This is a genomic window from Williamsia sp. Y844 (genome assembly GCF_056786475.1).
This window is the reverse complement of record NZ_JBXCJB010000003.1, coordinates 931,320-943,923: the sequence shown is the minus strand read 5'-3', so window position 1 is coordinate 943,923 and position 12,604 is coordinate 931,320. Positions and strand designations below refer to the sequence as shown.

Annotated in this window: 13 protein-coding genes and 1 rRNA gene; 11 read left to right on the top strand and 3 right to left on the bottom strand. The window is 63.5% G+C overall.

Going from position 1 to position 12,604, the window contains the following annotated elements:
• The 6 genes from rrf to AC1TQG_RS21160 form a co-directional block, all read left to right on the top strand.
• Positions 1 to 98, top strand: a 5S ribosomal RNA gene (gene rrf / locus AC1TQG_RS21185); the annotation flags it as partial.
• Between the two features lie 243 nt (positions 99 to 341).
• Positions 342 to 1,859: a catalase gene (locus tag AC1TQG_RS21180; RefSeq protein WP_482139863.1), complete on the top strand. Its 1,518-nt coding sequence runs from the start codon at positions 342 to 344 to the stop codon at positions 1,857 to 1,859.
• 3 nt (positions 1,860 to 1,862) lie between these two features.
• Positions 1,863 to 2,552 (top strand): glycosyltransferase family 2 protein, encoded by a 690-nt coding sequence (locus tag AC1TQG_RS21175; RefSeq protein WP_482139861.1) that lies wholly within the window; start codon positions 1,863 to 1,865, stop codon positions 2,550 to 2,552.
• Positions 2,549 to 3,493 (top strand): acyl-CoA dehydrogenase family protein, encoded by a 945-nt coding sequence (locus AC1TQG_RS21170; RefSeq protein WP_482139859.1) that lies wholly within the window; start codon positions 2,549 to 2,551, stop codon positions 3,491 to 3,493. The genes AC1TQG_RS21175 and AC1TQG_RS21170 overlap by 4 nt, the downstream gene beginning before the upstream one ends.
• The gene (locus tag AC1TQG_RS21165; RefSeq protein WP_482139857.1) at positions 3,490 to 4,254 is read left to right on the top strand and encodes a PIG-L deacetylase family protein; all 765 of its coding nucleotides are present in this window, start codon (positions 3,490 to 3,492) and stop codon (positions 4,252 to 4,254) included. The genes AC1TQG_RS21170 and AC1TQG_RS21165 overlap by 4 nt, the downstream gene beginning before the upstream one ends.
• Before the next feature lie 7 nt (positions 4,255 to 4,261).
• A complete protein-coding gene (locus AC1TQG_RS21160) occupies positions 4,262 to 4,861 on the top strand; it encodes a class I SAM-dependent DNA methyltransferase (RefSeq protein ID WP_482139855.1) in 600 nt (199 codons plus the stop codon).
• A gap of 7 nt (positions 4,862 to 4,868) precedes the next feature.
• Here the strand turns inward: AC1TQG_RS21160 and AC1TQG_RS21155 are convergent, their stop codons facing one another.
• Positions 4,869 to 5,528 (bottom strand): GAF and ANTAR domain-containing protein, encoded by a 660-nt coding sequence (locus AC1TQG_RS21155; RefSeq protein WP_482139854.1) that lies wholly within the window; start codon positions 5,526 to 5,528, stop codon positions 4,869 to 4,871.
• A 105-nt stretch (positions 5,529 to 5,633) separates the two neighbouring features.
• The gene (locus AC1TQG_RS21150; protein WP_482139852.1) at positions 5,634 to 6,041 is read right to left on the bottom strand and encodes an STAS domain-containing protein; all 408 of its coding nucleotides are present in this window, start codon (positions 6,039 to 6,041) and stop codon (positions 5,634 to 5,636) included.
• Positions 6,042 to 6,564: 523 nt separating this feature from the next.
• Between AC1TQG_RS21150 and AC1TQG_RS21145 the strand changes: the two genes are divergently transcribed.
• From AC1TQG_RS21145 to AC1TQG_RS21135, 3 genes are all read left to right on the top strand, one after another.
• Positions 6,565 to 6,720 carry a hypothetical protein gene (locus AC1TQG_RS21145; protein WP_482139850.1) on the top strand — a complete coding sequence of 52 codons (156 nt, stop codon included), beginning with the start codon at positions 6,565 to 6,567 and terminating at the stop codon, positions 6,718 to 6,720.
• Between the two features lie 117 nt (positions 6,721 to 6,837).
• Positions 6,838 to 8,370 carry a flavin monoamine oxidase family protein gene (locus tag AC1TQG_RS21140; protein ID WP_482139848.1) on the top strand — a complete coding sequence of 511 codons (1,533 nt, stop codon included), beginning with the start codon at positions 6,838 to 6,840 and terminating at the stop codon, positions 8,368 to 8,370.
• Positions 8,371 to 8,517: 147 nt separating this feature from the next.
• On the top strand, positions 8,518 to 10,548 hold the full coding sequence (locus AC1TQG_RS21135) for an HAD-IIA family hydrolase (protein ID WP_482139846.1): 2,031 nt from the start codon (positions 8,518 to 8,520) through the stop codon (positions 10,546 to 10,548).
• Positions 10,549 to 10,579: 31 nt separating this feature from the next.
• Here AC1TQG_RS21135 and AC1TQG_RS21130 read toward each other — a convergent pair whose 3' ends face one another.
• A complete protein-coding gene (locus AC1TQG_RS21130; RefSeq protein ID WP_482139844.1) occupies positions 10,580 to 11,434 on the bottom strand; it encodes a shikimate 5-dehydrogenase in 855 nt (284 codons plus the stop codon).
• Between the two features lie 51 nt (positions 11,435 to 11,485).
• Here AC1TQG_RS21130 and AC1TQG_RS21125 point away from each other — a divergent pair, with 51 nt between their 5' ends.
• Complete coding sequence (locus AC1TQG_RS21125) at positions 11,486 to 11,770, top strand: hypothetical protein (protein ID WP_482139842.1); 285 nt, start codon at positions 11,486 to 11,488, stop codon at positions 11,768 to 11,770.
• Positions 11,771 to 11,781: 11 nt separating this feature from the next.
• Positions 11,782 to 12,600: a TlyA family RNA methyltransferase gene (locus AC1TQG_RS21120; protein ID WP_482139840.1), complete on the top strand. Its 819-nt coding sequence runs from the start codon at positions 11,782 to 11,784 to the stop codon at positions 12,598 to 12,600.
• Positions 12,601 to 12,604 lie beyond the last annotated feature (4 nt).

The window sequence follows — 12,604 nt, the reverse complement described above, 5'->3', positions numbered from 1 at the left end:
GGGAAACGCCCGGTCCCATTCCGAACCCGGAAGCTAAGCCTACCAGCGCCGATGGTACTGCACCTTAATAAGTGTGGGAGAGTAGGACACCGCCGAACACAATTTGCGAATACCCTGTATTCGGGACCTTTATTGGTTCCGAATGCAGGGTATTTTGCTGTTCCACCCGTTTCATCCGTACGCTTTCGCTTCGTGTCGGTTTTCCATGCCTCCTTCTCCTGTGTGCGCCGTCGATGGACACCTGTTTCGGAGCTGCCGTTGTGGGGTATCTGAGACCTGGGAGAGCGGTCACAGCCCTGCGCCTGCCTCCCCATGGACTATTTCCGATCATGGAGGTACGCATGTCCGACGAGCAGATTTTTACCACAACTGACGCCGGTGCCCCGGTGGCGAGTGACGAACATTCGTTGACCGTTGGTGCCGACGGTCCGATTGTCCTGCACGATCACTATCTGATCGAGCAGATGGCCCAGTTCAACCGGGAACGGATTCCGGAGCGGCAGCCACACGCCAAAGGTAGTGGCGCGTTCGGCGTCTTCGAGGTCACTGCGGACATGTCGGCCTACACCTGCGCCGCGGTGTTCCAGCCGGGTGTTGCCACCGAGATGGCGGCACGGTTCTCCACTGTCGCGGGAGAGCGTGGGAGCCCTGACACGTGGCGTGATCCTCGTGGATTCGCACTGAAGTTCTACACGACCGAGGGCGTTTACGACATGGTCGGAAACAACACCCCGGTCTTCTTCATGAAGGACCCTATGAAGTTCCAGCACTTCATCCGTTCTCAGAAGCGTAGGGCCGACAACAACCTCCGTGACCACGACATGCAGTGGGACTTCTGGAGCCTTTCCCCGGAATCGGCGCACCAGGTGACGTGGTTGATGGGTGATCGCGGTATTCCGCGCAGCTGGCGCCATATGAATGGCTACAGCTCCCACGCGTACCTCTGGGTCAACAGTGAAGGTGTGAAGCACTGGGTGCAGTATCACTTCATCACCGATCAGGGTCACGAGTTCTTCACGCAGGACGAGGCCGATCAGATGGCTTCCATCGACACGGACTATCACACGCGTGATCTGTTCGAGCACATCGATGATGGTCAGTTCCCATCGTGGACGCTGAAGGTTCAGTTGATGCCATTCGATGATGCGGTGGCGTATCGCTTCAATCCCTTTGACGTGACGAAGGTTTGGCCGCACGGCGACTATCCGTTGCACGAGGTCGGTCGTATGACGTTGAACCGGAATCCGGTCGATCACCACACACAGATCGAGCAGCTGGCATTTGAACCGAACAATCTTGTTCCCGGTATCGGGCTGAGCCCGGATCGGATGTTGTTGGCCCGTGGGTTCTCCTATGCCGACGCGCATCGGTACCGCATCGGTGCCAACTACAAGCAGATACCGGTCAACGCATCGAAGTACCCGGTGCATTCGTACTCCAAAGATGGCGCCATGCGCGTCACGAACGTGAGTGATCCGGTATATGCGCCGAACTCGAAGGGTGGTCCCGCCGCGACCACAGGTTTCCAGGTGGATCCGGGGTGGGCGGCCAACGGTGAGATCGTCCGGTCGGCCTATGTGGACCATCCGGAAGACGACGACTTCGGGCAGGCCGGGACGATGGTTCGTGAGGTTCTCGACGACGCTGCACGAGAACGGTTGACCGACAACATTGTTGGTCACCTTCTGAACGGTGTCAGTGAGCCGGTGCTGGCCCGGGCCTTCGACTACTGGAAGCATGTCGATCCTGATCTGGGCAGCGCAGTCGAAGCCGGCGTTCGTGCCAAGGCAAATGAACTCGACCCCAAGGCTGCAATGCAGGGCAATCCGGCACGGGCCGGCGCACAGCAGAAGGCGTAGGGAGTGCCAGGTCCGAGACGTGGGCCGGAAGAGATTGTGGTCGTTGTTCCTGCGCACAATGAGATGGCAGTTCTGCCCGAGTGCTTGAGTTCGATCGACATTGCCAGAGAAGAGGTCGATGTTCCGGTTCGGGTGGTTGTGGTGCTCGACGACTGTACGGATGGAACTGCGGGGTGCATCCCGTCCGGTGTTGCCGCGATCGAGGTGACGGGACGTTCCGTTGGCCAGGCCCGTAAGGCCGGGTTCGACCACGGTGCGTGGGGCATCAACACGTGGTTCGCAACCACAGATGCTGATTCGGTGGTTCCTCCGAACTGGCTGACCGAGCAGGTGGTGGCGGCTACCGAAGGCTGGGAAGCCTTCGTCGGCACCATCGCCGCCCGCGATTGGACGGAGTGGCCACCGGAGGTCGCCGAGAAGTTCTTGTCCGAATATCAACCCAGGGACGGGCATCGCCATGTGCATGGAGCAAATTTGGGAATGTGGGCGTCGGTCTACTTCGAGGTTGGGGGATTTGCGCTGGTCGATCATGACGAGGACGTCGATCTGATTGCCCGCCTGCGACTCGCGAGGGTGCCCATCTGTTGGAGCGGCCGGGCTCCTGTGCTGACGTCGACGCGACGTGACGGCCGAGCGTCCGGCGGCTTTGCCGACTATCTGGCGGACCTCGACAGAGCCGGAGAGGCGTCGTGACCACCGAAGCAATCGCACGGGCAATCAAGATCGTCTCGGACTCCGGGTTCAGCCTTCCGCTGCCGGGTGAAGGTGACACCGGCGGGCGCTTCCGCGAGTTGACGCTCCTGACCCGCAGCAATATTGCTGTGGGGCGCATGGTCGAGGCGCACTGCGATGCCGTGGCAATCCTGCACGAACTCGGTGAGCCGGGAGTCGGGCCGGGTGAACTGTGGGGTGTGTGGGCCGCGGAACCGCCGGCCCCGGTGGTGACTGCGGTGCTCGAATCGGGAACCTGGACGCTCTGCGGGACCAAGGTCTGGTGTTCGGGCGCTGTGGGCTGCACCCACGCGCTGGTGACGGCCAGGGCCGATGGATGTCGGCGGTTGTTTGCGGTGGATCTTCGAACGAGCGGCGTGCGTCCGGTGGCGAGCGACTGGCACAACCCCGGCATGGCCGAAACCAACACGGCCGCGGTCGAATTCGACCATGTTGCGGCTTGGCCTGTAGGTGAACCCGGGGACTACCTGGACAGGGCCGGATTCTGGCACGGCGGTGTGGGTGTTGCGGCCTGCTGGTTTGGTGGTGCGGTGAAGGTGGCGCAGCCTCTGTACGACAGAGGGGAGTCCGCAGGCGATGACATCACTCTGATGCATCTGGGTGCGGTCGACGCGCTGCTGGCCGCCGGATCTGCACAGCTGAGCCAGGCTGCGCTCGACATCGATCAGAGCCCGGACGATGTGGCAGGCGCGCGTCGTCGCGCCTTCGGCGTGCGGTGGTCGATCGAACAGATCGCTACCGGTGTCCTCGACCGGGTGGCTCGCGCACTCGGCCCGGTTCCGCTCGTCGGAGATGCCGAGCATGCGCAGGCGGTGGCTGATCTGAGTGTGTACATCCGGCAGTCGCACGCCGACCGGGATCTGGTGGAACTCGGCAAGCTCGCCGCGGTGCAGGCGCCATGACCTCATCCGAGCGATTCGGCGCTGTACCCATCGACGAGCAGGGGACCACCGAGGACCAATGGCAGAGCTGGCTGTCCGGACGTGATTGGCCGCCGTTCGAAGAGCACATCGATCGACTGATAGTGCTTGCCGCGCATCCCGACGACGAGATTCTGGGTGCCGGCGGCATCATGATTGCCGCAGCCGCGGCCGGCATCGAGGTGGTGCCTGTCTGCCTGTCCGACGGATCGGGTTCCCATCCGGGATCGCCGACCCTGTCGCCGGAGGAGCTCGGCGTCCGTCGGCGTGAGGAACTCAACGTCGCGACAAAGGTTCTGGGAGTCGGCACATCTCGCTGGGTGGGTCTGGCAGATGGGGAACTGGACCGGGAGCACAGTGCAATGACGGCGATCATCGACGACATCTGTGATGAATCGTCCGGCGCATCCACGGGCTTGCTGACGGTCTGGGAGAACGACGGTCATCCAGACCACCAGGCGGTGGGACGGTGTGCGCGAGAGGTCGCCGTTCGTCGTGGGCTCGAGCTGTGGCAGTACCCGATTTGGATGTGGCACTGGGCAACTCCTGGCGATCCGCAGGTCCCGTGGGACCGCGTCCGCCGCCATCGACTTTCGGCGGCTGCACTTGCCACCAAGCGCGCCGCGATCGCGGCTTTCGAGACCCAGATCAACCCGCTGTCGCCAGACCCGGCCGACCAACCGGTTCTCCTGCCACACATCCTCGAACGATTGACCCGCACATACGAGTACGTTTTCGCCTGAAGGGGCCATGTTGGACAAGAGTTATTTCCACGCGATGTATCGCGCCAGCGATGACCCCTGGGGTTTCAACACCCGCTGGTATGAGGAACGCAAGTACCAGCTGACGCTGGCGGCGCTGCCACAACGGCGGTACCGGAATGCGTTTGAAGCGGGTTGCTCGATCGGCGTGTTCTCAGCACTGCTTGCCGATCGGTGCGACACGTTGTTGGCGGTTGATCTCAGCGAACGGGCCACCGCGATCGCTACAGATCGGCTGGCTCCGGTTGCCGATCGGGTGCAGGTTCAGACGCGGGACTTCGTCGAGGATTGGCCGAACGGAAGATTTGACCTGATCGTCCTCAGCGAGGTGCTCTACTACCTCGAGCCGACGCAATTCGAGGCAGTGGTTCGGCAATCTCGGGAGGCCCTCACCGACGACGGCGACCTGGTTGCCGTGCACTGGCGCCGGAAAGTCGAGGAGTACCCGTCAAGCGGAGACGTCGTCCACGACCGGCTGGCTAAGACCGACCTCTCGCATGTTGCGGGCTACCGCGATCGCGACTTTCGTTTGGACATCTATCGCAAGACACCGGGGCTGACGGTCGCCGAACTCGAGGGGCTTGTCTGAGCCGGGTTCAGCGGTTTTCGGGACCCGCGTCGACCACGCTCTTTGCCACATCGACGAGCTTGACGTTGGAATCCTGTGACAATTTCGCCAGCAGGCGGAACGCCGCGGTCGAATCGAGGCGATACCGTTCCATGATCATGCCCTTGGCCTGACCGATCAGATCCCGGCTGTTCAGTGCAGTGCGCAGTTGTTCCTTTTCGCGCACGGTCGAGAAGGCGATCGCCGCGTGCGCAGCGAAGAGCTGCCCGATCGAGCGCGCTTCCTCGTCGAAGGTTGCGACGGACGTACTGTGCAGATTCAGCGCGCCGAAGTTCTCGCCGTCGACGTACAGACAGAAACATGCCATCGAAGCGATGCCGAGTTTGTCCGCTTCGGTCGCGAACCGCGGCCACCGACGTTCGGTACACATGTCGTCGATCCACACGGTTTCTTCGCCGACCGCCGACCTGATGCAGGGGCCTTCGCCGAGCTGTTGTTGCAGTGCATCAGAGTGGCCCGCGAGGTCGCCGATGAATACCGGTGTCTCCACCTGCGTATTTGCGGATACGACCGTGACGCTTGCGTATTCCGTCCCGGGAATCGTGTCGACCGCTGCCTTGGTTATTGCACGCAGAATGGTCTCCATATCGTTGCTTTCGGAGCGCAATTCTCGCGCCACCTCAGCCATACGATTCGTCAATACCAACTGTGAACAATCCATCGCTGCCCCCTTTTTTCAGACCTTCGACACTATAGATACGTCATCCTCCACGTTGGTCTCACTTCGTGGAGATCAGGGGCTGATTGGCCCGGACATCGCGGCGATGGCAGCTTCGATGGTCGGGTAGATGGTCAACGTCTGGTCGAGACCGACCAATCGCAGTGGGCGGGCGGTTGACGGGCCGTCCGCGACAACCCCGAACGAGCCGAAAGGTGCGATGGCTTCGTGCGCGGTGACCAGTACGGACATGCCTGCAGACGACAAGAACTCTGCGGCGGTCAGATCGATGATCAGTCCGCTGGGCTGACCGGTCAAAATCTTGCCAACCGCTTCTGCGAGTTCGGGTGCGGTCAGGATGTCCATGCTGCCGGTCACGGCCAGTACGGCCAGCTCACCGTGGTGGGCGGCGACTACCGATAGGGCAGCACTACCAGAATTGGTGGCGCCGGAATCAACGAATTCCGGGTTTTCGGGGTGCACGGCAGCCAGTCCTTTCGACCTCTAACACTAAAGAGCTCGATCATGACCAAATTTTGGCGATCGAAACTCCGCGGCTGCTGTCTCGACCGGCCTTCCCATTTTGCCACACTGTGGTGGTGCCGGTATCCACCGCACCACCCGGCCCACGCGCCACCCGACGCCCCACCCGAAGCTGCTGGGGCGAGGGTCGGCTGCAGGGTTGCGTGGCAGGCGGAGCAGGCGGAAACGTTCGGTGTCCTCATCTGCGTGGTGACGGTGACCGGCTGCAGTCATGGGTCTGCTGAATCCCGCGTAATCCTCGCTGATACCAGTTTGCCGCTGACAAAACAACAACTGGCACTGGGTTTTTCGGTCTGGTGCCGAAAATGTGAGCCCCAGCACGGGGGGGTTTGAGTCCGTTATGTCTGGGTAAACAGATACAGCGGGTTGCGGCACACAAGTGCTGAAACAGTCAAAGCCCCAGCGAGTGGGAGTAAGGGCCCCGGGCCCTGTCGCCCCCACCGCACCTACGTCTGGAGTTCATTTGATCACCATCGGAGCTATCCTTCTCATCCTCGGCTTCATATTCAGCGTCCCGATTCTCTGGACAATCGGACTGATCTTGGTTGTTGTCGGCGCGGTTCTGTGGGTGCTCGGTGCCACCGGACGCAAGGTCGGAGGTCGAGCTCACTATTACTGAGTCTCGAAGCTGGTGAGCCCAAGTCCTCTGGGGTCTACGGACCCCCGAGGACTTTTCACTGCCTAGACTGGGTCGCTTGACCCACTTTTTTCTCTTCGCCGGGTTACGATTCCGGCCATGTTCACCCACGATGCGAACAGTGCAGGTCAGCGACCACTCACGGCGGCTTCGATGACCAGGCGGCAGCTCCTCGGAGCTGCCGCTCTGGGAACCGTCGGCTTCTCGGTCGGTGCGAGCCTGCTCGGCGCAGGCGCGGCGTCTGCCGGCCCGGGCGGCAGTCCCGGCTCCCAGACGTATGACGTGGTGGTGGTCGGTGGCGGGTTGTCGGGCTTGGCTGCGGCCAAGTCGGTCGCTGCATCCGGTCGGTCGGTGCTGGTTCTCGAGGCGCGCGAACGCGCAGGTGGGCGGGTGCACAACATCTCGACACCCAAGCTGGGTGTGACCCTCGATGCCGGCGCGGAGTTCATCGGACCGACGCAGACGCATATCGCGGCGCTGGCCCGCGAATACGGTGTCGCCACGTTGCCCACGTACAACGAGGGAGACAGCGTCTTCTGGAACAGCGGACAGCGGTCGACCATGCCCAGTGCGCTTGGCCTCCCCATCGATCCGGCCACCCCGGAGGCCGGTCTGGCCTTGGTGGAGCTTGAACTACAAGGACTGCTCAACTTTCCGGTTGGCGAACCGTGGAAGCATCCCGACGCCGGTTATCTGGACTCGGTGACGTGGAAACAGTGGCTGGAAAGCCGGACGATGTCGCCGACCGCACGCATGTTGCTGGGTCTGGCCAGTTCGGCTGCGCTGTCGGCGGAAGCCGATGAGTTCTCTGCGCTCTACTTCTTCAACTACGTGGCAGCTGCGGGCGACGAAGCGAATCCGGGCAGTCTCATCCGACTGCTGAGCACCGCAGGCGGCGCGCAGGAACGACTGTTTGTCGGCGGCGCGGCGCTGATACCACTTCGAATGGCTGCCGAACTCGGTGAGCGGATCGTCTACAACGCGGCAGTCCGTTCGATCGGGTGGGCCGACGATGTTGCCACGTTGTCCACTGATGTTGGAATTATCAAGGCGCGCAAGGTGATTGTTGCCATGTCGCCGGCGATCAGCGGTCAGATCGACTATCTACAGGGCTTGACGGCGCAGCGTGCGGGATTGCACGCCGGCTACCGGATGGGTGCGGTGAGCAAGTTCGCCGCCGTCTACAGCAAGCCGTTCTGGCGGACCAAGGGGTTGTCGGGACAGGTGATCGGAAACGGTGAACCGATCGACGTCTGCTTCGAGAACTACGCCGAAGGCAACCACGTCCTGATGGGCTTCATCTCGGGTGATGCCATGCGTCGGCTGGACCAGGCGCCCGAGGAGCAGATCGTCGCCGAATGCACCGAGAACCTTGTCGACTACTTCGGGCCCGAAGCGCGCGATCACCTCGACCACGGCATCTTCAAATGGGACCTCGAGCCCTGGTCACAAGGGGGACCGGTGGCAGTCAGCAGTCCGGGCACGCTCACGCGGTACGGCCGGGCACTACGGGCGCCCGTCGGTCCGATCCACTGGGCGGGCACCGAGACGGCCGATTACTGGACCGGATACATGGATGGGGCCGTTCGGTCCGGCCAGCGCGCCGCCGGTGAAGTGCTGAGCCGGTTGTGACGGAATGCTTTTCTCGAATTAACTGTTTGACGTAGTAAGCGGCTATCCTGGCTAGCGGCCATTCGGCCATTCCAACCGAACTACATAGCGTGAATCCATCGATTCTGCGGTCTCCGCAGGTGGTGTGATCGTGACGAAAAGGCAGACGTGAACGACAGACGTAACGGCAACGGCAGCAGTCGAGGCAACTCCAACACCGGTCGGCCCACCGATCGCCGCGATGGATCCGACCGCAGTGGATCCGACCGGGGTGGCTTCGTACGCAGTGGTGCTGACCGGGGCGACCGCAACTTCCGAAACGATTCGAACGCTCGTCGTGGCACCGGCTCGGCCAACCGCCCGCCGGAGCCCCCGCTTCCCGAAGATGTTCGCCCGCAAGACCTCGACACCGAGGTACGGCGCGACCTGCTCAGTCTCGACAAAGCAAACTCCGACACGGTTTCACGCCACCTGATCATGACGTTCCGCCTGCTGGACGAAGATCCGCCGCTGGCCCTGGAACATGCCCGTGCCGCCCGGCGCCGTGCCGGTCGTATCGCCATGGTGCGCGAAGCCGCCGGCCTCGCCGCCTACAACGCCCAGGAATGGGCCGAGGCACTGTCCGAACTGCGCGCCGCCAAGCGGATGTCGTCAGGCAGTGCACTGCTGCCGATGATCGCGGACTGCGAGCGCGGCCTGGGCCGTCCCGAGCGTGCGATCGATGTGGCACGCAGCGACGAGGGCCGCACCTTGACCGGTGAGGTCGCTGCTGAGATGCGGATCGTCGAGTCCGGTGCACGGTTGGACCTCGGTGACTTCGAGAAGGCCATCGTCACACTTCAGACCAGTGATCTGGACCCGTCGCGGGTCGGTACCGAAGCTGCCCGCTACTTCTATGCCTACGCTGCGGCACTGCTCGCAGGCGGCCGCCGTGAAGAGGCGATCACCTGGTTCATGAACGCTGCCTCGGCCGACGACGACGACATCACAGACGCCGAAGAGCGCCTGATGGAACTGTCCGAGCCCGAACACGAGCCCGAACACGAGCCCGAGTCGGAGCCGGAGTCGGTGGACGAGGGGCTGTCCGCACAGGTGCCATCGCAGGTTCGCTCCGAGGCCACGGCAGCCGTTACCGAACAGGCAACTGCTGTCGAGACGGTCCGGCCCAAGCTCGTCCCGGCCGTGCCCGCCGCAGCCGGTGATCGGTTGCGCGATGCCTACGACGCACTGCTGCTCGATCTCGACGGCACGGTCTACGCAGGCAAGCTGGAGATCCCGGGTGCCAAGACGGCGCTGGACGCCGGAGATCAGAAGAACTACTACGTCACCAACAACGCCAGCCGGTCGCCGGAAACGGTTGCAGAACACCTGCGCGAGTTGGGTTTTGCCGCGGAGCCTGACGAGATCGTCACCAGCGCGCAAACCGCTGCCCGGCTGCTGGCCGAGCGACTGCCGATGGGTTCTCGGGTGCTGGTCGTCGGCACCGAGGCGCTGGTTCACGAGATCCGTTCGGTCGGACTCGGCGTGACGCGCAGCGCCGACGATCGTCCGGCCGCTGTGGTGCAAGGACATTCGACCCAGACCGGGTGGGAGATCCTCTCCGAGGCGGCTCTGGCACTGCGCGCCGGCGCCCTCTGGGTGGCCTGCAACGTCGACGCGACGGTTCCGACCGAACGCGGTCTCCAGGTGGGCAACGGATCGATGGTCGCCGCGGTGGCCCATGCCACCGGCCTGCAGCCACTGGTCGCAGGTAAACCCAACGCTCCGTTGATGATCGACGCCGTGAACCGCAGCGGAGCGAAGACGCCGCTTGTGGTCGGGGACCGTCTGGACACCGACATCGAAGGCGCCAACGCGATCGATGCCGACAGCCTGTTGGTGCTGACCGGTGTCAGCACCGCCGCCGACGCGCTCAACGCACCCGAAGAGCAGCGTCCGACGTTCGTCTCTGCTGATCTGAGCGGACTCAACGCCGCTGCCGACGACGTCATCGTCGGACCTCGCGCGGGCTGGCATGTCAGTGCACTCGACAGCACGCTGACCGTGGTCGCGACCGACGACGACGCCGATCCGGCAGGCGTCCTCTACGCGGTCCTGCATGCCGCCTGGTCGAACGAGCTCACCGCAGCAACGTGGACGGTCGAAGCCGCTGAAGAGAAGGCACAGGATGCGCTGAAGGGCGCAGGCCTGCTCGCCTGACCTGATCTGGCCTGAACAGAACTGATCGCGCTCAGCCTCTGGAGAACTCCGAGGCGGCGGTGATCTGTGCGTCGGTGGGTCGCACTCCGGTGTAGAGCACGAACTGCTCTGCGGCCTGGAGTGCGATCACCTGCGCGCCGGTGATGACCGTCTTCCCGCCGGCGGCGGTGATGAACGGTGTCTGTGAGGGCATCGCGACCACGTCGAAGACCGCGTGGGCCGCCTCGACCGCGGCTGCGGTGAACGGCATCCCCTCGGCATCCGGGCCTGCGGCCATCCCGATCGGCGTCGTATTCACCAGCAGCTCGGCGTGATGCGTACCCAGATCGGGTTTCCAGGTGAAGCCGTATCGCTCCGCCAGTGCGGCCCCTGTCGACTCGTTGCGCGCCACCACAACGGTGTCCGTGAAGCCTTCGTCGCGCAACGCGGCGACCACTGCCTTGGCCATCCCGCCGCTGCCCGCGATCGCAACCGAACTGCTGGTGGGGATGCCGCTGTTGCGCAACAGATTTGCTGCGGCCTGATAGTCGGTGTTGTAGGCGTGCAATGTGCCGTCCTCGTTGACGATGGTGTTCACCGAATCGATCGCGGCCGCTGAATCATGCATCACGTCAACGAGGTCGATGACCGCTTCCTTGAACGGCATCGAGATCCCGGCGCCGCGTATGTCGAGTCCCCGGATCCCCGCGACCGCCGCCGGTAGATCCGTTGTGCGAAATGCCTTGTAGACGTAGTCGAGATCGAGTGCGTTGTAGAGGTAGTTGTGGAACTTGGTGCCGATGTTGCTCGGCCGTCCCGACAACGAGATGCACAGCCGGGTATCGCGGCGCAGGACTCGAGCGTCGGGTGCGGTCGGATCCGGAGGCGTTCCGGTGTTGGAGGTCATCACTGGACGCTAACAATCAACTGGCCCGAGATCGACTAACCTTGGCAGGCGATGAACCAACCCCTGCCCGGACCCAGACCAACTCCCGGACCAACTCCCGGACCCCGACCGACCCCGGGCCCCATCCCGGCCCCGGTCGCACCCGCTGCTGTCGTCGACCCGGACACGATCAGGCGCGATGTTGCCGCGTTGCTCGAGCAGGCCGACGACGTGGCCGCTTCGGCAGACGAGAGCACCGGCGGTGAAGCGCTGGTTCAGCTGGCCAAGCAGGCTCACCTGCTGGAACAAGCACATACGGTGATCACCGACGCGCTGGAGAAGGTCGATCGTGTCTGAGCGTGTGCGCAATGGCGCGTAGGGCACGCCTCGATGCCGAACTGGTCCGTCGGGGTGAGGCCCGGTCTCGGGACCATGCACGGGACCTGATCGAGGCAGGTCTGGTCAAGGTCAACGGCACGGTGGCCTCCAAACCGGCAACCAATGTGGACCTCGGCGCACCGATCGTGGTGGCAGAGACCAACGATGAGGGCTGGGCCTCGCGTGGTGCCCACAAGTTGCTCGGAGCGCTGGCGGCCTTCGAGCCGCTCGGTGTTTCCGTGACCGGCAAACGATGCCTCGATGCGGGTGCCTCGACCGGCGGGTTCACCGACGTCCTGCTTCGTCGCGGTGCCGCCGAGGTGGTCGCGGTCGATGTCGGTTACGGCCAGCTCATCTGGCGCATCCAGAACGACGAGCGCGTGCATGTGCACGATCGCACCAATGTCCGGAACCTGACCGCCGAGCAGATCGGCGGTCCGGTGGATCTGGTGGTGGCCGACTTGTCGTTCATCTCGCTCAACCTCGTGCTGGCGGCGTTTGCCGATTGCGCCAACGTCGGGGCCGATCTACTGCCCATGGTCAAGCCGCAGTTCGAGGTGGGCAAAGACCGGGTGGGATCCGGGGGAGTGGTCCGCAGTGCCGAACTTCGTGCCGAAGCGGTCACTGCCGTCGCGGAGACCGCCGCGGGCCACGGCCTGCAGACGCTCGGTGTTGTGGCCAGCCCGTTGCCGGGCCCGTCTGGCAATGTTGAATACTTCCTCTGGCTGCGTAAGCAGACCGAACCCGCTGTCGTAGATGACAATGTGCGCATGGCAATTGCCGAGGCGATCGAGAAAGGGCCCCAGTGAGTGA